At 75.3% G+C, this 19,337-nt stretch carries 21 protein-coding genes; 9 read left to right on the top strand and 12 right to left on the bottom strand.

Annotation, left to right across the window (positions count from 1 at the left end; translation table 11 throughout):
- Window positions 1–32: 32 nt before the first annotated feature.
- Window positions 33–206, bottom strand: a complete 174-nt coding sequence (locus tag PUR61_RS10560) for a CsbD family protein (protein ID WP_329878132.1) — start codon at window positions 204–206, stop codon at window positions 33–35.
- 207 nt (window positions 207–413) lie between these two features.
- On the opposite strand from PUR61_RS10560, the gene ddaH reads away from it, so the two are divergent.
- Both ddaH and PUR61_RS10550 read left to right on the top strand, forming a co-directional pair.
- Window positions 414–1,355: a dimethylargininase gene (gene ddaH / locus PUR61_RS10555; protein WP_329878131.1), complete on the top strand. Its 942-nt coding sequence runs from the start codon at window positions 414–416 to the stop codon at window positions 1,353–1,355.
- Between the two features lie 28 nt (window positions 1,356–1,383).
- Complete coding sequence (locus PUR61_RS10550; RefSeq protein ID WP_329878130.1) at window positions 1,384–2,397, top strand: iron-containing redox enzyme family protein; 1,014 nt, start codon at window positions 1,384–1,386, stop codon at window positions 2,395–2,397.
- Between the two features lie 20 nt (window positions 2,398–2,417).
- Here the strand turns inward: PUR61_RS10550 and PUR61_RS10545 are convergent, their stop codons facing one another.
- Together PUR61_RS10545 and PUR61_RS10540 are read right to left on the bottom strand one after the other, a co-directional pair.
- Entirely contained in the window at window positions 2,418–2,636 is a 219-nt protein-coding gene (locus PUR61_RS10545) for a CDGSH iron-sulfur domain-containing protein (protein WP_329878129.1), read from the bottom strand.
- Window positions 2,637–2,718: 82 nt separating this feature from the next.
- Window positions 2,719–3,372 carry a HemK2/MTQ2 family protein methyltransferase gene (locus PUR61_RS10540; RefSeq protein WP_329878127.1) on the bottom strand — a complete coding sequence of 218 codons (654 nt, stop codon included), beginning with the start codon at window positions 3,370–3,372 and terminating at the stop codon, window positions 2,719–2,721.
- 479 nt (window positions 3,373–3,851) lie between these two features.
- On the opposite strand from PUR61_RS10540, the gene PUR61_RS10535 reads away from it, so the two are divergent.
- The 3 genes from PUR61_RS10535 to PUR61_RS10525 all read left to right on the top strand — a co-directional run bounded on the left by PUR61_RS10535 (window position 3,852) and on the right by PUR61_RS10525 (window position 5,208).
- On the top strand, window positions 3,852–4,019 hold the full coding sequence (locus tag PUR61_RS10535) for a hypothetical protein (protein WP_329878125.1): 168 nt from the start codon (window positions 3,852–3,854) through the stop codon (window positions 4,017–4,019).
- A gap of 110 nt (window positions 4,020–4,129) precedes the next feature.
- Window positions 4,130–4,615, top strand: a complete 486-nt coding sequence (locus PUR61_RS10530) for a flavin reductase family protein (protein ID WP_329878123.1) — start codon at window positions 4,130–4,132, stop codon at window positions 4,613–4,615.
- A gap of 44 nt (window positions 4,616–4,659) precedes the next feature.
- A complete protein-coding gene (locus PUR61_RS10525; RefSeq protein ID WP_329878121.1) occupies window positions 4,660–5,208 on the top strand; it encodes a DUF6328 family protein in 549 nt (182 codons plus the stop codon).
- Window positions 5,209–5,406: 198 nt separating this feature from the next.
- On the opposite strand, the gene PUR61_RS10520 is transcribed toward PUR61_RS10525, so the two are convergent.
- From PUR61_RS10520 to PUR61_RS10495, 6 genes are all read right to left on the bottom strand, one after another.
- Window positions 5,407–6,654: a beta-ketoacyl-[acyl-carrier-protein] synthase family protein gene (locus tag PUR61_RS10520; RefSeq protein ID WP_329878119.1), complete on the bottom strand. Its 1,248-nt coding sequence runs from the start codon at window positions 6,652–6,654 to the stop codon at window positions 5,407–5,409.
- The gene (locus PUR61_RS10515; RefSeq protein WP_329878117.1) at window positions 6,651–6,917 is read right to left on the bottom strand and encodes an acyl carrier protein; all 267 of its coding nucleotides are present in this window, start codon (window positions 6,915–6,917) and stop codon (window positions 6,651–6,653) included. The genes PUR61_RS10520 and PUR61_RS10515 overlap by 4 nt, the downstream gene beginning before the upstream one ends.
- On the bottom strand, window positions 6,914–8,062 hold the full coding sequence (locus PUR61_RS10510) for a beta-ketoacyl-ACP synthase 3 (protein WP_443035147.1): 1,149 nt from the start codon (window positions 8,060–8,062) through the stop codon (window positions 6,914–6,916). Before PUR61_RS10510 ends, PUR61_RS10515 begins: the two co-directional genes overlap by 4 nt.
- A 152-nt stretch (window positions 8,063–8,214) precedes the next feature.
- Window positions 8,215–9,054 carry an SDR family NAD(P)-dependent oxidoreductase gene (locus PUR61_RS10505; RefSeq protein ID WP_329878113.1) on the bottom strand — a complete coding sequence of 280 codons (840 nt, stop codon included), beginning with the start codon at window positions 9,052–9,054 and terminating at the stop codon, window positions 8,215–8,217.
- A 109-nt stretch (window positions 9,055–9,163) separates the two neighbouring features.
- On the bottom strand, window positions 9,164–10,156 hold the full coding sequence (locus PUR61_RS10500; protein WP_443035149.1) for a 3-oxoacyl-ACP synthase III family protein: 993 nt from the start codon (window positions 10,154–10,156) through the stop codon (window positions 9,164–9,166).
- 182 nt (window positions 10,157–10,338) lie between these two features.
- A complete protein-coding gene (locus PUR61_RS10495) occupies window positions 10,339–13,416 on the bottom strand; it encodes an acyl-CoA dehydrogenase family protein (protein ID WP_329878109.1) in 3,078 nt (1,025 codons plus the stop codon).
- A gap of 241 nt (window positions 13,417–13,657) precedes the next feature.
- On the opposite strand from PUR61_RS10495, the gene PUR61_RS10490 reads away from it, so the two are divergent.
- On the top strand, window positions 13,658–15,001 hold the full coding sequence (locus PUR61_RS10490; RefSeq protein WP_329878107.1) for a tetratricopeptide repeat protein: 1,344 nt from the start codon (window positions 13,658–13,660) through the stop codon (window positions 14,999–15,001).
- Between the two features lie 362 nt (window positions 15,002–15,363).
- Here the strand turns inward: PUR61_RS10490 and PUR61_RS10485 are convergent, their stop codons facing one another.
- From PUR61_RS10485 to PUR61_RS10475, 3 genes are read right to left on the bottom strand one after another with little or no spacing between them, the layout of a single operon-like run.
- A complete protein-coding gene (locus PUR61_RS10485) occupies window positions 15,364–15,849 on the bottom strand; it encodes an NUDIX hydrolase (protein ID WP_329878105.1) in 486 nt (161 codons plus the stop codon).
- A 43-nt stretch (window positions 15,850–15,892) separates the two neighbouring features.
- Window positions 15,893–16,168, bottom strand: coding sequence for a hypothetical protein (locus PUR61_RS10480; RefSeq protein ID WP_329878103.1), 276 nt, complete (start codon window positions 16,166–16,168; stop codon window positions 15,893–15,895).
- The gene (locus tag PUR61_RS10475) at window positions 16,165–16,431 is read right to left on the bottom strand and encodes a hypothetical protein (protein WP_329878101.1); all 267 of its coding nucleotides are present in this window, start codon (window positions 16,429–16,431) and stop codon (window positions 16,165–16,167) included. The genes PUR61_RS10480 and PUR61_RS10475 overlap by 4 nt, the downstream gene beginning before the upstream one ends.
- Window positions 16,432–16,540: 109 nt before the next feature.
- Here PUR61_RS10475 and PUR61_RS10470 point away from each other — a divergent pair, with 109 nt between their 5' ends.
- The 3 genes from PUR61_RS10470 (at window position 16,541) to PUR61_RS10460 (ending at window position 19,202) form a co-directional block, all read left to right on the top strand.
- A complete protein-coding gene (locus PUR61_RS10470) occupies window positions 16,541–17,371 on the top strand; it encodes a helix-turn-helix domain-containing protein (protein WP_329878099.1) in 831 nt (276 codons plus the stop codon).
- Window positions 17,358–17,567 (top strand): DUF397 domain-containing protein, encoded by a 210-nt coding sequence (locus tag PUR61_RS10465; protein ID WP_329878097.1) that lies wholly within the window; start codon window positions 17,358–17,360, stop codon window positions 17,565–17,567. Before PUR61_RS10470 ends, PUR61_RS10465 begins: the two co-directional genes overlap by 14 nt.
- Window positions 17,568–17,870: 303 nt before the next feature.
- Window positions 17,871–19,202 carry a hypothetical protein gene (locus PUR61_RS10460; RefSeq protein ID WP_329878095.1) on the top strand — a complete coding sequence of 444 codons (1,332 nt, stop codon included), beginning with the start codon at window positions 17,871–17,873 and terminating at the stop codon, window positions 19,200–19,202.
- Window positions 19,203–19,337: the final 135 nt, after the last annotated feature.

Genomic DNA, 19,337 nt, shown 5'->3' with positions numbered 1-19,337 from the left:
GGGACGGGCACCCCGACGACCCGCAGGGGCGGTCAGTGCTTGGTGGCGTCCTTGAGCTTCTCGGCGGACTGCTTGACGTCACTCTTCGCCTGGGTGGCCCGGCCCTCGGCCTTCAGGCCCGGGTCGTCGGTCGCGTTGCCGACCGCTTCCTTCGCCTTGCCCTTCGCCTTCTCGGCGACGTTCTTCATCTTCTTGCCGGCGCTCATGGTGTCGCTCCTCCGTGGTCGGGCCGGCCCTGGTCACGCCGGCGTCCCTGGGCGTCTGCTCCCGTCCGCGGACCTGAAACCGTCCGACCGGCACCGTCTCGGTCCGTCCCGGCCGACACCGTCCCCGTCCGACTGGACACGCCCGCCGTGGGCAGACGCTCGCCCGGGGGCCGTCGAGGGGCCGTCGAGCCCGGAGGAGTGACCATCATGTCCGACCGCGTACGTACCCCGCGCCGGCGCCGGCTGCTGATGTGCCCGCCCACGTACTTCTCGGTGGACTACGCGATCAACCCGTGGATGGTCCCCGGGCAGCCGGTCGACCGGCCGCGGGCGGTCCGCCAGTGGGAGGCGCTGGTGGGCGTGTACCGCTCGCTGGGGCACCGGGTGGAGTTCGCCGACCCCGTACCCGGACTGCCCGACATGGTCTTCAGCGCCAACGCGGCGACGGTGGTGGACGGCCGGGTGCTGGTCTCCCGCTTCCGCCACCCCGAGCGGGCACCGGAGGCGTCCGCGTTCCTGAGCTGGTTCACCGGCCGCGCGTTCACCGAGGTCACCACGGCCTCGCACATCAACGAGGGACAGGGCGACATCCTCGCCGCAGGCCGCGTCCTGCTCGCCGGGACCGGCTTCCGCACCGAGCCCGCGGCGCACGACGAGGTCCGCCGCCGCCTGGGCCGGCCCGTGATCACCCTGCGGCTGACGGACCCGCGCTTCTACCACCTCGACACCGCGCTGTGCGTGCTCAGCGACACCGAGGCGGCCTACTACCCCGGCGCGTTCGACCGGGCGGGCCGGGCGGCCCTGGAGTCGCTCTTCCCGGACGCCCTGCTCGCCACCCGGGAGGAGGCCGGGCGCTTCGAGCTGAACGCCTTCAGCGACGGCCGTCACGTCGTGCTCCCCTCCACCGCGGACCGGCTGGCCGCCCACCTCTCCGGACGGGGCTTCGACCCGGTCGGGGTCGACATGTCGGAGTTCCGCGGGGCCGGGGGCGGAGCCAAGTGCTGCACCCTGGAACTCGAAGCGGACCGGCCGGACGGCGCCCGCGACGGCGGCGCCCGGCCGGTCCGCACCCGCCCGGACGGAACCCGCACCGACCGCACGCGCACCGACGCGACCCCGCCCGGCACCACCCGCACCGACGCGGCCTGACCGCCGCCCGCGTCCGAAGGAGGTCACCGTGATCGAGACACCCCGACCGCCCGGCCCGCCCGCCGCGCGCGGCCCGCTCTCCGAAGCCGTTCTGACCGCCCTCTCCTCCGGCCGGCCCAGCGGGACGGACCGGCTCCGGCCGCCCCCGGACCGCACGGACGACCCGTGGGGCGAGGACCTGCACCTGGCCCTCTACGTCTGCTACGAGCTGCACTACCGCGGCTTCGAGGGCGTCGACCCCGACTGGGAGTGGGACCCCGAACTGCTGCGGCTGCGCCGCGAGCTGGAACGCCACTTCCTCACCGCCGTACGGGAGGAGACCGGCGAGCCGCCCCCGCTGGACGACCTGCTCGACCTGCTGCTCACCGAACCGCGCACCGGCACCGGCCCCTCCCACTTCCTGCTCGCCCGCGGCGAGCGCCGGCAGGCCCGCGAGTACCTGGTGCACCGCTCGCTCTACCACCTCAAGGAGGCCGACCCGCAGCTGTGGGCGGCGCCCCGGCTGGGCGGGGCGGCGCAGGTGGCCTTCCTGGCCGTCGAGTACGACGAGTACGGCGCCGGACACCCGGACCGGGCCCACTCCCGGCTCTTCGCCGAGATGATGGCGGACTTCGGTCTGGACCCCACCTACGGCCGCTACGTCGACGCGGCGGCCGGCCCGGCGCTGGCGGTGGTCAACCTGATGTCGCTGTTCGGCCTCCACCGGGCGCTCAGGGGTGCACTGGTCGGACAGTTCGCCGCCGTGGAGATCACCTCCTCACCCGGGTCCGCGCGCCTCGCGCAGGCTTTCGGGCGGCTCGGCGCGGGACCGGCCGGCACCCGGTTCTACGAGGAGCACGTGGAGGCCGACGCCGTGCACGAGCAGCTGGTCCGGCACGGCGTGATCGCCCCGCTGCTCGCGGCGGAGCCGGGGCTGGCCGGCGACGTCGCCTTCGGGATCGCCGCGGGTTCGCTCGCCGAGGACCGGCTCTCCGCCCACCTGACGGAGGCGTGGGCCGAGGGGCGCAGCTCCCTCCGCGGCGGGCCGCTGCCGGAGGGGTGAGCCGCTCACCCCTCCGGGGGTCACCGCTCCGGGGGGTGCGCCGGGGGCCCCTCGACGGGAGCGGGTGAGCCGCCGGGACGGTGGCGGCGGTGGCTGGTGTCGCAGAACGGGTAGCGGCGGCTGCGCCCACACGTACAGAGGGCCACCAACGGGCGGTCGGAGCGGACCGTGGCGCCGTCCGGCAGCACGATCTCCACCGGGCCCTCGATCAGCACCGGTCCGCGCTCGACGGGCCGCACCTGCCGCACCCGGTCCGACCGGGCCTGCGGGGCCGGAGGAACCGTCCCGCCGGTCCCCGCCGGCTCCGGCGGTCCGGGCCGCTCAGGCCGGCCACGCACCGCGGATCACCACCAGCTCCTCCTCCCGGTCGCCCGGGTCGATCAGGCCGCGGCTCTCGAACCACGCCGCCCGCCCGGTCATCACCGGCCCGAAGACCTGGCGCCGCCGGGCCACCACCTCGGCCGACAGCCCGGACCGCCCGAGGGCGCGTAGGGTCTCCGGGACGTCGGCGAGCGAGGACTGCACCAGGAGCAGCACCCCGTCGCGCGCCAGCAGGCCGGGGGCCTCCCGGCAGATCCGGTCGAGCAGCAGGCGCCCGTCCGGACCGGCGTCCCAGGCCCGCGCGATGCCCCGCCGGGGGCTCCCGGCCCGCTCGGCGGGCACGTACGGGGGATTGCTGAGCACCAGGTCGAACCGCCGCCCCCGGACGGGTCCGGTGAGGTCCCCGTGGCGCAGCCGGATCCGGTGCCGGTGGAGCCAGGCGTTCACGCCCGCGGTCGCCAGGGCCAGCCAGGACACGTCCACCGCCGTCACCCGGGCGCCCCGGTCGGCCGCCGCGAGCGCGAGGGCCCCGGTGCCGGTCCCCAGGTCGAGGCAGCGTGCTCCGCGCAGCGGTCCCTCGCGGGCGAGGCTCTCCGCCAACAGGGCGGTATCGCCCTGGGCCGGGTACACACCGGGTGGTCTGAGCAGCAGCATGCCGCGCGCCTGCCCAGGATCGGCCTGCCCAACCGGACAGCCGCCCGACCGAGGCCCGCCGGGGTCCGGCAGGGTCCGGCAGGGTCCGGCAGGGCGCTCGTCCGCCGGGCCGGGACCGAACCCGACGGCGCGGGGCCGTGTCGACCGGCGCACCCCGGGTAGACGTGGAGCCCCGGCCATCGGCGACCCGCCGATGGACGTCCTGAAGGGAACCAGAGACCATGACCGTCCCCGTCCCGCCCGGCCCGGACACCCACCCCCCGGCGCCGGGGCCCCCGCTGCCCGGACCGGGTGATCCGACCCCGGGCGGTCCCCGGCCGTTCCCGGCGCCGCCGGACCCGGTGCCCCCGGTGCCGTCGCCTCCGATCCCCGGACCAGGCCCCGACCCGGTGCCGCCGCCCGCACCGGCCCCCGGGACGCCCCTGACGCGCTGACCGCGCGGCGGGCCGGACACCGCACGGAACCGAAGGAGGCCGGCCGTGGCGCTCGTACTCTTCCTGATCATCGTCGCGATCGTGCTCGGACTCGTCGGCGTGGTCGCCGACGGGCTGCTCTACCTGCTGTTCGCCGGCATCGCGGTGCTGGCCGTGGCCCTGATCGTCGCCGCGGTCCGGTTCCGGCGCGGGGGCCGGCGGGCGCCGCGCTGAGCCGGGGCTCCGAACCGGGGCGCCGAACCGGGCGCGGCCTGGTCCGGGCCCGCCGGGAGGAATCCCGGGCGCGCGACGCGGGCATCACCACCGCGAGAGGAGACGGCACCATGAGCGGGTTCGACGCGTTCACCGCGCTGCTCGACTACCCGGTCCACGTCGTCACCGCGGCGGCCGGCAAGGACCGGGCGGGCTGCCTGGTCGGCTTCGCCGGACAGTGCTCGATCGAGCCGCCCCGGTTCACCGTGTGGATCTCCAAGGCGAACCACACCTACGCCGTCGCGTCGCGCGCCACCGTCCTGGCGGTCCACGCGCTGCCGCGGCGGCGTCACGACCTCGCCGAGCTCTTCGGCGGCCGTACCGGCGACGAGGTCGACAAGTTCGCCTCCGTCGCCTGGACCCCCGGCCCGGGCGGCGTCCCCGTCCTCGCGGACGCCGCCGCCTGGTTCGCGGGGCGCATCCGCGACCGGGCCGACTGGGGCGACCACGTCGGGTTCCTCCTCGACCCCCTCACCGCCGGTGCCGGAGCCGGCGGCGACCCGCGGGCGCTCTCCTTCCGCGACGTGCAGGACATCGACGCGGGGCACCCCGCATGAACAAGGCCGGGCCGGAACATCCGGCAGCGCCGGAGAGGCCCCCCGTGACCACGGACCGCGACACCGCCGCCCCGCGCTCCGGCCGAGACGAGACGCCCGCAGAGCGGGCGGACCGCCTCTGGACCGACATGCTCCAGGAGGTGCGCGTCACACAGACCGGCGCCCAGATCCTCTTCGGCTTCCTCATCGGCGTCGCCTTCACCCCCCGCTTCGCCGCCCTGCCCGACTTCGACCGCAACCTCTACGTGGCCACCGTCCTCCTCGGCGCCGTCTCCACCGGCGCACTCGTCGCCCCCGTGGCCTTCCACCGCTTCCTCGCCGGCCGCGGCCTGAAGCCCGAACTGATCCACATCGCCGGCCGCCTCATCGCCGTCGGCCTGGTCACCCTGGCCCTGACCATGGCCGCGGCCCTGCTCCTGCTGCTGCGCACCGCGCTGGGTGACACCACCGTCGCCTGGGCTCTCAGCGCCGCCGTCCTGCTGTGGTTCACCACCACCTGGCTCGTCCTGCCCCAGCTGGTGCTCCGCCGCGCCGCCACCCGCCGTAAGGGCCCCGACGACGACCCCGACGACGGCGACGGCCGCAGGGCCTGAGCCCGCCCCCGGGGAGCCGGTCCTCCAGGGCCGCGCCGGTGGTCGATCCGGCACCGGCAGGCAGGTAGTCCGCGACCCTGTCGGACTCGGCCTCGTCCAGGCCCGTCGCGAACCGCGCCAGGATCGCGACCGCCGCCCCCAGAGGCCGATGACCGCCCAGGGGATCGGCCGGTCCGGGGATCGGCCGATCCGGGGTGCTCAGGGCCTCCGCGGGCCCGCGGGCACGAAGGCCAACGCCGTGTTGTGGCCGCCGAATCCTGCCGAGATGCTGAGCGCCAGGCGCAGTCGCTGCCGCCGCGGCCGGCCGTGGACGACGTCGATCCGGGCGGTGTCCCGGTCCGGCACCGCGAAGCCCGCGGTGCCGGGCACCGTCTGGTGCTGGAGGGTGAGCACGGTCAGGGCGGCCTCGACGGCACCGGCCGCGCCCATGGTGTGGCCCAGGACCCCCTTGGCGGACGTGACGGACGGGGGGCGGCGGGCGAAGAGGCGCTCGATCAGGCCCGCCTCCGCGCTGTCGTTGAGCCGGGTACCGGTGCCGTGCGCGTTGACGTGGTCGACGTCGTCCGGGCCCGCGCCCGCCTCGGCCAGCGCGTTCCGGACGGCCGCTTCGAGGCCGCGGGCCCGCGGGTGCGGTGCCACGGGGTGGTGGGCGTCGGCCGCCGTCCCGACTCCCACCAGCAGGGCCCGGACGGGCGCCCGCCGGTCCACCGCGTCGGCCCGGCGTTCCAGGACCGTGAAGCCGGCTCCCTCCCCGAGGACGAAACCGTCACGGCCCGCGTCGAACGGACGCGAGGCACGGGAGGGGTCGGGGTTGCGGGAGAGCGCCCGCATCCGGGCGAACGCGGCGACGCAGACCGGGGTGACCATCGCGTCGGTCCCGCCGGCCAGGGCGATGTCGCAGGCCCCGGCGTGCAGCAGCAGCGCGGCAGTGTGGACGGCCGCGGCGCCGGAGGCACAGGCGGTCGCGGTGTGCAGCACCGGGCCGGTCACGCCCAGGTCGATGGCGAGCTGGCCTGCCGCCATGTTCGGCAGGAAGGCGGGCAGCGCCAGCGCGGAGACGCCGGACGGCCCCTTCGCACCGAACCGTTCCGTCGCCCGCTCGTAGCTGCCCACGCCCCCGGCGGCCGACCCGAGGACCACGGCGACCCGGGCGCCGTCCCAGTCGGCGGGGCTCAGCCCCGCGTCGGCGACCGCCTCCCGCGCGGCGACGAGCGCGAAGTGGGTCGCGCGGTCCAGCCGCCAGGAGTCGCGGCCTCCGATCAGCGCCCTGGCGTCGAACCCCGGGACCCGGCAGGAGATGCCGACCGGCAGTCCGGTGAGCGCCGGGTCCGGGGCGGCCGTGGCGCGGGCGTCGAGGACGCCCTGCCAGGTCGGACCGGCCCCGGCGCCTGCCGGGGTCACCAGGCCGATCCCGGTGACGGCGAGCGGCGGGCGGGCCGCACTCACTCCGGTGCCCCGGGCTGCGCGGTCGACTCGGCGAGCAGCTCGTGGACGCGGTCGACGAGCCGGCCCACCGTCACGTCGGCCGCGGAGTCGCCGTCGTCGTCGAGGCCGACGCCCCAGTGCTCCTGGAGGTTGACGACCAGTTCGACGCGGGCGAGCGAGTCGAGGTCCAGCTCGCCGAGGGCGGCGTCGTCGCCGATCGCGTCCCGGGGGACCTCGAACTGTCCGACGAGCAGGGCGACCAGGTGTTCGCGTACGGGGTTCACGGGGCACTGACCTCCTTGTCGGCGAGCTCGTTCCCGGGCTCGCCGTCGGGCTGGGTGTCGGGTGGTGGGCCGGCGGGTGGTGGGCCGGCGGGCGACGAGGTGTCGGGCGACGGGGTGCCCGGCCGGGAGCCGGGCCCTGCGTCGGGCCGGCCGTCGAGGGGGCGTGGGCGGGCCTCCGGGGCGGAACTCCGCACGGGGACGTCGGGCCAGAGCAGAGTGGCGGAGGCCCAGGTGAGGCCGCCGCCGAAGGCGGTGAGCAGGGTCGGCGCGCCCGGCGCGCAGACGCCCCGGGCGGCGGCGTCCGCCAGCGCGAGCGGCACGGAGGCACCGGCCGTGTTGCCCACGTCGCGGATGTTCCCGAAGCGGTGCTGCGCCGCGATGCCCAGCCGGTCGGCGACGGCGTCCAGGATCCGCTGGTTGGCCTGGTGCCCGATGAAGGCCCTGACGTCCCCGGGCCGCCATCCGGTCGCGCCCAGGACGGCGGCGGAGGATGCGGCCATCCGGCGCACCGCGTGCGCGTAGACCTGCCGGCCGCGCATCCGGAAGTAGCGCTCCTCGCGCCCGAGGCCGTCGCCGGGGGCGGGGAGCCGCGCCCCGCCCCCGGCGACGGCGATCAGGTCGCACCCGCCGCCGTCGCTCCCCCAGTCGGTCTCCAGCAGCGCCCCGGGCTCGGCGACGTCGCCGGGGCGGAGCAGCACCGCTGCCGCCGCGTCGCCGAAGAGCGGTGCCGTGTCGCGGTCGAGCGGATCGGTGATCGCCGAGTACTTCTCGGCCGCGACGACCAGGGGCGCCCGGCAGGTCCCGCTGCGGAGCAGGGCGGCGGCCGTCGTCAGGGCGTAGAGGAAACCGGAGCAGACGGCCGCGAGGTCGAACGCGGGCACGGTCCCCAGGCCGAGGCGGTGCGCGACCTCCGGCGCGGTGGCCGGACAGGGCCGGTCCGGTGTGGTGGTGGCCAGCAGGACCAGGTCCGGCCGCGGTCCGGCGGGCCCGGCCGAGGCGATCGCGGCGCGGGCCGCGGCGGTGGCCAGGTCGCCGGTGCTCACACCGGGCCCGGCCACCCGCCGGCGGTGGATGCCGGTGCGGCTGACGATCCACTCGTCGGTGGTGTCGAGGCCGCCGCGCTCGATGACCTGTCGGTTGGTCACCACCGGCGGCGGGAGGCTGGTGCCGATCCCCCCGATCACCGCCGCCGGCCGACGCACCGTCCGATGCGCCGTCCGGCCCGCGCTCCGGTCCGTGGTCGCGCCGCCCGGGGACACACCGCCCGGGGGCCCGCCCGCGGCGCCGCGCGGGGGCGTCATCGCGCGAGGAACGGGGACGGCGGCTTCGGGATGCCCGCGAGACCGCCGTCGGGGACGGACAGCCCCCCGTCCAGGACGACGGCCTGCCCGGTGAGGAAGGCGGAGGCGGGCGAGGCCAGGAAGAGCGCGGCCGAGGCGACCTCCTCCGGCTCGGCCCAGCGTCCCAGGGGCACGTGGGCGAGCAGCCAGTCGCTGAGTGCGGCGTCGGCGTGGACGGCGGCCGTCATGTCGGTCCGGACCCAGCCCGGACACAGCGCGTTGACCCGGATGCCCGAACGGGCCCACCCCACCGCGAGGCTGCGGGCCAGCGACACCTGGGCCGCCTTGGTGGCGGCGTACACCTCCATCAGCGGCGTACCCACCAGACCGGCCACCGAGGACATCAGCACGACGCCGGCGCCGTCGGACCGTGCCAGGTACGGGTGGGCGTGCCGGCAGACCGCCGCGGTGGCGTTGAGGTTGACCGCGACCACCTCGTCCCACACCGGCTGCGGGAGGAGTTGCAACGGCGCGAGGAGCGCGCTGCCGTCGGGCTCGGCGGGCAGGATCCCGGCGTTGTGGACGACGACGTCGAGGCCGCCCAGGGCCTCGGCGGCGTGGTCGACGAGTACTGCCTGCCCGGTGTCGGCGAGGTCGCCCGGGGCGAGCACGGGGCTGTCGCCGTACTCGGCGACCAGCTCGGCGGTGTGCTTGAGCGCGGCGGCGGTGCGGGCGGACAGCGCGAGCCGCGCGCCGGCCTGGGCGAACGCGACGGCGACGGCCTGTCCGATGCCGCGCGAGGCGCCGGTCACCAGTGCGCGTCGGCCGTCGAGCCGGAACCGGTCGAGGACGGTCATGACGGGGCTCCTCAGATGCTGACGCGCCGCCGGGACGCGCGGGAGGGTCGGGGTTGGGGGCCGGGGGCCGGAGGGTCGGGATCCGGAGGGATCGGGGGCGCCGGACGCCTCAGGAGGCGGGGGCGCGCAGGGCGGGCGCACCGGTCCAGGTGAGCAGGGCGCTGCCCCAGGTGAGGCCGGCGCCGAGGACGCAGACGAGGAGGCGGGCGCGGTCGGGCAGCAGGCCGCGGGCTGCGGCGTCGGCCAGCGCGAACGGGGCGGAGGCCGCGCCGATGTTGCCGGTGAGATGCCCGGTGATGTGGAGTCGCTCGGGCGGGATGCCGGTACCGGCCGCGACGGTGCGCAGGAGCAGCGGGTTGGGTTGGTGGGTGATGAAGGCGTCGATGTCCTTGAGGTCGAGGCCGTGCTCGGCGAGCGTCTCCTCGACCATGCGCGGGAAGACCTCGATGATGAAGTCGCGCACGGCCCGGCCGTCCATGTGGATGTGGTGCAGCCCGTCCGCCAGGCTCCGGGTGCCGGCCGGTATCCGGCTCCCGCCGCCCGGGATGAGCACGTGGTGCGCGCCGCGGCCGTCGGAGCGGAGGCGGAAGCCGTGGAAGCCCCCGTCCCCGGGCACCGGGCCCAGCACCGCGGCGGCGGCGCCGTCCGCGAAGAGCACGGCGGTGCCCCGGTGGGAGGGGTCGACGAACTTCGAGTAGGCCTCGACGCCGACGACCGCCGCGTACCGGATGCCCGGGGTCGTGGAGAGCCAGTCGTGGGCGACCTTGGCTCCGAAGAGCCAGCCGGAACAGGCCGCGCTGACGTCCAGCGCCACCGCGTTCACGGCACCGGTCAGGGCCTGGACGCGGCAGGCGGTCGCCGGTCCGAGCTCGTCCGGCGTGGAGGTGGCCGCGACGACGACGTCGAGCAGGTCCGGCGGGATGCCGGCGGCCTCGCACGCGGCCAGCACGGCGGCGGCCGCGAGGTCGGACGCGGCCTCACCGCTCGCGGCCACGTGCCGTTCGACCACTCCGGTGCGTTCGAGGATCCACTCGGCGGACACCCCCGCGAGCCGGCCGATCTCGTCGTTGCCGCGCACCTCCGCGGGCAGGTACGTGCCCATCCCCAGCACGCCGATCGCGGAGGAGGTCCTCCCGGCCGCCACGGGCTCCTTGTCCGGTCTCACGGTGTGCTCCTTCTCTGGTCGGCCCGGGGGGCCGGAACGGGGTGTGGAACGGGTGGCCGTACGGGACCCGGAACGGGGCCGTGGGGATCACCGGGGGCAGCACGGGGCAGCACGGGGCATCACGGGCCGGTGTCGAGGGTGCAGCCGTCGACGTCACGGGGGCCGTGGGCGTCGAGCAGTGCGGCGGGGTGGTCGGTCCGGTCGAGTGCGGAGAGGGCGAGGCCCCGACCGGGGTCGAGGGCGTCCACGATGTCCGGGAGGACGGGTCGCAGCCGGTCGCAGAGGGCGTCCGTCGCGGCCGGGAACGCGCGCACGGTCGCGGGTGCGAGCACGCCGGCCGCCAGCAGCGGCCCGGCCAGCCGCCGGGCCCGGCGGAGTCCCGCGAGCGCCGCGAGGTCGTCGGCCAGGGGCACGGTCCACCCCGGACCGTCCGCGCCGGCCGCCACGACACCACCCGCCGCCGCGTCGGCCGCCAGCCGGCAGGCCAGGACGTCCCCCAGGTCCAGGGCATCCGCCAGCAGTGGGTTCCAGAGGTCCAGCGCCCGGCGCCCGGCCGCGACGCCGGCCGCGTGCGCTGCCGCGAGGTCGTCGGCGAGCCGGTCCTGCAGGGTCGCGACGACGTGCGGCCACCACGCCACGTGCAGGGGCTCGCTCAGATCGTTCGGATCGCCCAGGTCGTTCAGGTCGTTCAGATCGCTCGGCTCGCGGGCCGCGTCCGCCGGACGGACCGGGCGCTCCTCGACGAGGGCCCGCCCGGCGTCGAGGAGGATGAGGGTGTTGTCCCCGCCCGCGTTGTCGAAGGCGCGGGCGAAGCCGAGGTACCCCGCGAACCGGTTGCCGTCGAAGAAGCCGGACACACCGCACCGGTGCTGCAAGCCGTCGATCAGTTCGGCCACCGACCGCGTGCTGTACGCCTTGTAGAGGGCGAGCACCCGGTCGACGCCCGCCCACGGGGAGAAGGTCATCGCCGTCTCCGGCCGGTCGGCCGGCCCTGCGGCGCGCCCGGCCGCCCACGCGGCCAGGGCCGCCCGTGCGGTGCAGCGCAGCGCGTACGCCTCCGCCAACCCGCCGATCACGGCGTGCTGCTGGGTGCGGTACTCCAGGACGGGTACCCCCGGAGCCAGCCGGCCGTGGGTCCGACGGCCGGCGCTGAACCGCCAGGCCATGGCCGCGCTGCGGCCCGCCATGGCCGCCATGGCCGAGGGCAGGGTGGCCCACAGACCCTGCCCGCAGCTCAGGGTCCGTCGGAGGCGGGCGTCGGGACCGGCCGACGGGTCGTGCAGCACTCCGGCGTCGTCGATCGTGGCACCGTCCGCGAGCCAGCGGTCGACGGGCACGCGCACGCCGTCGAAGCGGACCAGGCCGTAGGGCAGCGGAAGGGCGTCCACGGCGACCGGGGCCGAGATCGAGACGCCCGGCGCGGGCCGGCCCTCGGCACCGGTGATGTCGACGAGGAACGAGAACACCCCGCCGTCCCGGCCCTGTGTCAGCAACCGCGCGCACACCACCGCCTGCTGGGGCAGCCCCGCCGCGGCCACCGAGGAGAACTTCGCGGCGCGCTCGTCCGGGGTGCGGAGGACGAACGCGCGGCGCGCCACGTCGAAACGTGCCTCGGTACGGATGCCGAGGTGGCTGCCTGCCTCGCCGATCTCGGTGACCAGGAAGGAACCCTTGGTCCGGGCGTGTGCCAGCGCCCCGGACGGGTCGGCCTCCTCCCCGCCCAGGAGGACCAGCGATCCGACGCACAGCGTGTAGTGGGAGAGGAACGTCTGGTAGAGCGGCGGATCGGCGAGGACCGTCGCCTCGCCGAGGGCGGCCAGGAGTTCGGCATCGGCGACCACCTCGGCGGCGGGCGGCAGCAGGGCGGCCAGCCTGGTCAACCGTCGGTGGGCGCGGGTGTCCGTCCGCAGGTCGGCGGGACCGCCCCGCGCCGGCCCTCCCGGCTCCTCACCTCCCGGCTCTGCACCTCCCTGCTCCGTGAATCCCGGCTCCGTGTCCCGCCTCTCCGGCTCGTCCCGGATCGGATCCTCCGCCAGCACCTTCCCGAGCTCGTCCCCCCGTCCCGGTGGAAGGAGTGACGTCAGGCGCGCCACGACGTCCGCGGCCCCGCGCCGGTGCCCGTCCCGCTGTCCGGTGTTCACGACGCCTTCTCCCCTCTGCCCGCCCGGCCCGCGCCGGGCGAGGTCCGGCGGGGACGGACGCCCCCGGTCGCCCGCGTGCCCTCCCGTCCCGGCGGTGGGCCACCCGCCGTCGAAGACCGGCGCCAGGGCCACCACGTGCGGCATGGCGAGCCGCACGCTGGTGGTGAGCGTCCGGCCGGTGCCGGCTTCGAGCACCTGTGAGGCTCCGACCAGCGCCGGGCCGATCACCTCGGGCAGCGCGAAGGCGCGGACCAGGCAGGCGGACAGCGCCCGCGGCAGGTCCGTGTCCCGCCGGTGGAACCGCCCGGCGACCGCCGAGTAGACCGGCCGCTGCGGCGGGCCCAGGTGCAACTGCCGTGCGTAGTGGGCGAACGCGCCGGCCTCCCGGGCGAGCGCCGGGTGGTGGCTCATGAACGGCAGCCGCAGCCGGTGGACGACCACGCCCCGGCGCCTGGCCGACGACTCGACCGCGGCGAGACCGTCCGGGCTGCCGGAAAGCACCGTCTCCCCGGCATGGTTGACGCAGGCCACCACGACCGATCCCGCCCCGGGTCCGGCCTCGGCCATCAGTCTGCGGGCCCGGTGCTCCGCCGCGCCCAGCAGCGTCATGCCGCCGCCCGCCCCGGTCAGCAACTGCCCGAGCCGGCAGGCCAGACGGGCCCCGTCGGGGATCGAGCAGGACCCCGCAGCGGCGAGCGCGGGTATCTCGCCGAAGCTGACCGCGAGGATCCGGTCGGCCCGGAACCCGTCCGCTTCGAACGCCCGGTGCACCGCCATCGACACGCCGAACAGGGCGAGTTGGACGGTTCCGGGCGGTTCGCCCGCCAGTACGCCCGCGCTGAGCACCCGCCCACCCGCGAGCCGCGGACCGATCGGCGTCACGCCGAACTCGGCGGCGACCGTGTCGGCTTCGTCGAAGACCTCGACGACCGCCCGCGCCAGCGCCGGGACACGGGGAAGGATCCGCAGCAGCGGGGTCAGGCTGAAGTCCCCCTGACCGGGGAACATGTGGACCACCCCGCCGGGCGCCGCGGAACTCTTCGGGCCGGTGATCACGGGCGCCGCCTCCACACATCGGGGCGCTCCGGGAAGGACCCGCCGGTACCCCCGATGGTGTCGCCGATCACCGGTCGCACCGAGCCCCCGGCGGCCTCCGGCCCGTCAAGACTTGGGGGCCGTCAATTTTCTTTGTTGTCAAGAACCTTGAGGCCGGGCTGGCTAGCATGGCCAGTGAGCGCAGGGGCCTTCCCCGTCGGGGATCCCCGCGTCCGGCCCACGGGACCTCCCAGGGGGAGACATGACCGGCCGCCGCATTCCCAACACCCGTCTTCGCGAACTGCTCGGGGAATCCCGCTGGAGCGGTGAGGAGTTGGCCCGAGCCGTCAACCGGGCCGCCGCCGAGGCCGGGACGAGCCTGGCCTACCGGCGCGCGTCCGTCCACCAGTGGCTCACCGGCGCGGCGCCCCGCAGACCTGCGGCGCACTTCGTCTGCGCCGCCCTGACCCGGCGCCTCGGGCGTACCGTCACCCTCGCCGACGCGGGATTCACCGGAGCCGGGGCGGAGGATCCGACGGAGGTGTCCGACCAGGAGGCGCTCCGCAGCCTCGCCGCGGCGGTGGCCGTTCCGGACCGGCACGGCGAGCTCCTCCCCTACCGCCCGCTCACGGCCGAGGAGTACGTCAGCGCCCTCGTCCGTCCGACGAGGGACGGCGCCCCGCACCACCTGTCCGACCACTCACCGAAAGCCGAACCGGACACCGACCCGGACGTGCTCCGGCAGGTGCTGACCGTCTTCGCCACCGTCGACCGCACCCAGGGCGGCGGCCAGGCCCGCACCGCGCTCGCCGGGCTGCTCGGCACCACGGTGGCCCCGATGCTCGGCCGGCCCTGCGGTCCCGTGCGGCACACGCGCCTGCTGGGCGACGCCGCCCGGCTCAGCTACCTGTGCGCGTTCATGCACGTCGACGACGAACTCAACGGCCTGGCCGGCTGGTACTACCGGATCGGCCTCGCCCTCGCCCGCCGCGCCGGCGACACCGCCGCCCAGGCCATGGTGCTCAGGGCCATGAGCACCCAGGCGTACGAACTCGGCCGCCACCGCCAGAGCCTGCGGCTCGCCCGGGCCGCCGCGGCCTGCCCGATCGGCGCGGCGCCACCACGGCTCCGCGCCTCGGTGCTGGGGCAACTCGCCCTCGCCGAGGCCGCGTCGGGCGACGGCGCGGCGTCGCTCCGCCATCTCCGCGACGCCCACGACCTCCTCCCGCAGATCGTGGGCCCGCCACCGCCGATCGGCGACTACCACCGCGCGTCCTGGGACCACCAGCGCGCCCTGGTGCGCGCCGAACTCGGCGACCCCGCCGGGGCGATCAGGTCCCTGGAGACGTCCGCCGCCCGCCGGCCCCGGGCGGAACCCCGCTCCCGCGCCGTCGTCCTCGGCCGGCTCGCCGAGTGGCAGCTGGCCGCCGGGCACGTCGAGGGCGCGTGCGCCTCCTGGCACGCGTTCCTCGACGTCTACCCGCTGTTGTCCTCCCGCCGGATCCACGCGGCCAGGGCCCGGCTCCCCCGCCTCCTCCTCCCCCACCGACGCCGTCCGGCCGTCGACCACCTCATCCAGCGCGCCACCGCCCTACGCCCGTCCTGACCGCCCCCCGGACACCCCGCCCGACGACGACGCCCAGCACCCCGCGCACCCCGCAGGGTCAGCGCACGCGCCCGCGCGCCTTGAGGGGGTGACGGAGCTTCCGCCGGACCGCCCGGACGGCATTCGCCCACCGGGCTCCGCCCGGCAGACGGTCAGCGCCGCCGGAGCTCGTCGACCGCCACGAGCGCGGCGTCCCAAGGGCGGGCCTCCGCCCGTCCCTGGCCCGCCGTGCCAGCTCCTCGTCCGAGAGGACCGACAACTACCCCCCGGGGGCCGGGTCACCCCGCCACCGACGCGTAGCGATCGACGGCCATCTGCCCGCCCGGCGCACCATGCCAGGCGGGCAGATGCGTTCACCACTCCTACGCCGCCGGGACACCCCGGAGGAGCATGGGCAGGTGGGCGCCCCGGCCGAGGGCGTCGAGGGCCTGTTCCAGCCGGCGGTGCTGGTCGGCTTCCATCAGGTCGCCGAGTTCGGCGCGGTGGGCCCAGCGGAGTTCGACGATCTCCGCCGGCGGCCGGTGGCGTCTCACGATCTCCTCCTGGGTCGGCACGAGTCTGCCGCCCCAGTAGACGAAGTTCACGCCCTCGGGCAGGAGTTGCATGCTCACGTAGTCCACGGCGAGGACGCGGGCGAGCGGGAGGGCGAGGCCGGTCTCGGTCTCGGTGTGGCGTCGGGCGGCGAGGTGCGGGAGTTCGTTGCGCTCGGCGCTGCCGCCGGGGAGCATCAGGCCGTTCTTGTAGGCGGTGCCGATCAGGAGCACGGCACCGTCCCGGTTGAGGATGAGGGCCTGGTGGCCGAGGCGCCGGCCCGGCGGGTCGGTCAGGATCCTGGGCAGGGAGGTCATCACGGGTTCTCCAGCGGAGTAGGTTGCGGGGAGGGATCCGAGCTCAGGCTGACTGCCCGCGGCTCTGGACGTGGCGGAAGCGGCGGCGATCTCGACCGGTGTCTTCCGGCGGCACCGTGTCGTCGTGGCGGGGAACCCAGCCGTCCGGGGCCGGCAGTGCACCGATCACTCCGGTCGCGAAGACGAGCCCGACGACCAGGAGCCACGGGCCGAGGGGTCCGTGCCTGATCGGCCAGCCGACCGCCAGGGCGGCGAGTGCGCTGAGCGCCACGACGACGGCGTACACCAGCGGCGCCATCACCCCGAGTCGGGGTTTCACGTGACCTCTCCGATCGGGGCCACCGAACGCGGCGGGCTCGGGTGCTGCACGTTGACGAAGCGGGGGGCGTCCAGCCGCTGGACGCTCTCCGGTCTGGTGGTCCACTCGCAGCCACCGTGCTCGGAGCGGAGGTAGTAGAGCCCGGCCAGGCAGTCCATGCAGACGCCCTCCACCGGCTCGCCTCCCAGCCCTCGCTTGGCCAAGTCGCGGACGATCTCGCCGATTTGGGGACGATACGCCGAGGTCGACTTCATTCGCGGCATAGCGGCCACTCCCTTCTGTAGTCGGTTCACTACCTGGGGTGGTCAACACTGACGTACAGTCGGCGATACCTTCAACATGTCGGCTCCGAAGGAAGAGATGCCATCAACCATGAATCGCAAGGAGCTTGACCCGACGCAATCCCCTGCTGCCGCGTTCGGCGCAGAACTCCGCAGGCGGCGCGAGGAGCGCGGGTTGACGCAGCAGCACGTGGCGCACCTCACCGGCTACTCGGCCGTGCACGTGTCCGCCGTGGAAACTGGCCGCAAGCCTTCAACCGAAGCTTTTGCGAGAAGACTTGATCAAGCATTCGGGACGCGAGGTCACTTCGAACGGGAGTGGCGCAAGGCAGGCAGATCTGTGCTGCTCGAAGGCTTCACCGAGTTCCTGCGAAGCGAGGCGGACTCGGTCGCGCTGAGGCTGTTCGAGATCAACGTCGTGCCCAGTCTCTTCCAGACGCCGACGTACGCCGAGGCCTATCAGAACGCCCGCGTGCGCCGAGGTCGCGCGACGCAGCAACAAGCCGAGGACCGAATCGAACTACTGCTGCAGCGCCAGAAGCGCATCACCGAGACCGGGCCGCGCGTCCACGCCGTGATAGACGAGGGCTGCCTGCACCGCGTCGTCGGAGGCCCCACAGTCATGGCCGAGCAGCTCCGCCACCTGGAGACACTGGCCGCTCACCCTCAAATCATTGTGCAGGTATCGCCGTTCACGCTCGGCGAGGACCGGCCCTTCGCTCACCCGATCACCTTGCTGACCATGCCCAACGGCTCAGTGCTGGGGTACGGCGAAACTCAGCGGCGCGGGTACTTGGAGCGCGACGCAGCAGCACTGGCGGTTTGGGCCGGTGAGTACGATGAACTACAGGTTGAGGCGTTGTCGAGGGCGTCCTCAATCGAGTTCATTCGGCGCGTTCGAAGAGGATTTGAGAATGGTTGACCTGACAGCGGCCACGTGGCGCAAGTCGAGCCACAGCGCCCAGGAAGGGCAGTGCATCGAGGTCTCGGTCGACTTCCGGAGCTTCATACCTGTCCGCGACTCCAAGGACCCGCAGGGCCCGGCCCTCGTCTTCCCGGCCGCCGAGTTCGCGGCCTTCCTCACCGCCCTCCGGGCAGGCGAGTTCGGCGAGGTCTGACGGCCGGCATGCAGGAGGCCCCCGTAGCCGACGGAGGACGAGACCCTGGCGCCCGGGTTCGAGAGCGCCGCAGCCCCGGGCCCGCATCACCGGCACCACCGGCACCGGGCGCGCCCCGGTGCCGGTGGCTCTGTCACAGGACGGTCCCCGCTCGGTGAACGGATCCCGATCGCCGTTCCCAACTACCTTTCACAGCGCCATTCTTGGACCGGCGCCCGGACGTCACGACCCGTCCGGGCGAAGGCGGAACGCCGGAGCGGGCCCGTAGGGCGGGACCCTCCGGGCGCGAGCGTAGGGGGACGGATGAGATCGGTCACGGTCATCGGCGCCGCCGCGGTGTCGGACGAATCCCCGCCCGAGTGGATGTGGAGGGTGATCCGGGGCGGGCAGCACGTCGCCGACGCGCTCGGCATCCCCATCCATCTGACCACCGGGGACCCGTACACCTCCTTCGGGGTGATCGTCGTTCCGGTCCTGCTGGTGCTCGTCCTCGTGGGTGTCCAGGCCCGGCCCATCGCGCGCGTCCTCACCTCCCGGGACTTCTGGGACGACACCGGCCGCCTGCTCGGCGTGGCCCAGTTGCTGCTGCTCCTGCTGGCCTACGCGTTCGGAGCGGGAGGGCAGGCCCGCTCGTTCGGCGCCGCCGTCGGGAACCTCCTCTCCGGGCAACTGGCGGACCTGCTGCCGATGGCCGTCGCGACCCAGTTTCTGTTGCTCTCCGCGCTCTGGCTGGTGGTGGGCGCGTCCGCCGGAGTCCGCCGTTCGGACCTCACGGCCCCGTTCGACGCCGTCCGGGGCATGGCGCTGATCGCGGTCTTCGTCGTGGCGTTCACCGCCGCCTGGATGGCGCCGCCCCTGGGCGAGGGGCCCACCGCCCGGCTGCCCGCGGCGGCGGCGGTCGGCGCCGTCCTCCTCCTGTTCGGCTACCTCAGCGCCGTCAGCCGCGGACACGAGCAGCGGCCGCACATCGTGCGTCGGCGCCGCGAGATTCTGGAGCACAGCTTCCGCAGGCGCGGCGAGGCACCGGGACACGGCCCGGAGAACCGGCCCGAGGACGCGATGATCGCCGCGCTGCTCGCCCGGACGCAGCAGCGGCCCGCACCGTCGGCGGGCAGCATCTGGCGGCCCGCTCCGGCCCGGGTCCTGCGGATGTGCCTGCTCTGGTCGGTGCTGCTCGGTGTGCCCGCCGCAGCCGTCACCTGGGTCTTCAGCACCGGGCACTTCCCCCCGCCCGACTTCCGGGGCGTCATGCGCGTCGAGCTGGCCGTCCTGTCCGTCATGGTGCTGATGATGGTGTTCTCGTTCCGGCGCGGGCTCGACGGCCGGATCCGGGTGCCCCGGGCGGTTCCCCGGCTGATCGACCTCAGCCTGATCCTCTCGGTCGGCTGGCTGGGTCTGTCCCGTGCCTGGAGTTCCCCGGTGACGCTCGGCCCGCTGCCGGCCTGGGCGGTGGCGCTGGGGCCGCCGCTGGTGATCGCCTCGCTGGTGCTCGTGCTCGGCGTCCTCCCGCACTGGCGGGAGACCCCGCGGCTGGCCGTCGCCCTGACCGTGGCCGTGGCCGCGGGACCGCTCGTCCTACCCCTGCGCTCGGCCCTCGAACACCTGCTGGGCGGCATCGTGAACGTCCTCGGCTAGCCCCAATGCCGTGTAGATAGAGCCGTGGGTGGCCGCGTCAAGTCGCCTGAAATGGGACGGAGCTCCTGCTAGAACCGTGTCGACCAAGATCACTGTTCGGTAGGAGCTCCGTTGGGTGCCCAGTCTGTCATCTCT

This window comes from Streptomyces sp. BE20 (genome assembly GCF_036322525.1).
Classification (GTDB): domain Bacteria; phylum Actinomycetota; class Actinomycetes; order Streptomycetales; family Streptomycetaceae; genus Kitasatospora.
The sequence above is the reverse complement of the archived record's forward strand: the minus strand, read 5'-3'. Positions and strand labels throughout refer to the sequence as shown.

Coding starts and splice junctions, on each gene's coding strand:
- PUR61_RS10560 (WP_329878132.1), bottom strand. CDS start 206: ATGAGCGCCGGCAAGAAGATGAAGAACGTCGCCGAGAAGGCGAAGGGC.
- ddaH (WP_329878131.1), top strand. CDS start 414: ATGTCCGACCGCGTACGTACCCCGCGCCGGCGCCGGCTGCTGATGTGC.
- PUR61_RS10540 (WP_329878127.1), bottom strand. CDS start 3,372: ATGCTGCTGCTCAGACCACCCGGTGTGTACCCGGCCCAGGGCGATACC.
- PUR61_RS10530 (WP_329878123.1), top strand. CDS start 4,130: ATGAGCGGGTTCGACGCGTTCACCGCGCTGCTCGACTACCCGGTCCAC.
- PUR61_RS10505 (WP_329878113.1), bottom strand. CDS start 9,054: ATGACCGTCCTCGACCGGTTCCGGCTCGACGGCCGACGCGCACTGGTG.
- PUR61_RS10500 (WP_443035149.1), bottom strand. CDS start 10,156: ATGGGCACGTACCTGCCCGCGGAGGTGCGCGGCAACGACGAGATCGGC.
- PUR61_RS10490 (WP_329878107.1), top strand. CDS start 13,658: ATGACCGGCCGCCGCATTCCCAACACCCGTCTTCGCGAACTGCTCGGG.
- PUR61_RS10485 (WP_329878105.1), bottom strand. CDS start 15,849: ATGACCTCCCTGCCCAGGATCCTGACCGACCCGCCGGGCCGGCGCCTC.
- PUR61_RS10475 (WP_329878101.1), bottom strand. CDS start 16,431: ATGCCGCGAATGAAGTCGACCTCGGCGTATCGTCCCCAAATCGGCGAG.
- PUR61_RS10470 (WP_329878099.1), top strand. CDS start 16,541: ATGAATCGCAAGGAGCTTGACCCGACGCAATCCCCTGCTGCCGCGTTC.
- PUR61_RS10460 (WP_329878095.1), top strand. CDS start 17,871: ATGAGATCGGTCACGGTCATCGGCGCCGCCGCGGTGTCGGACGAATCC.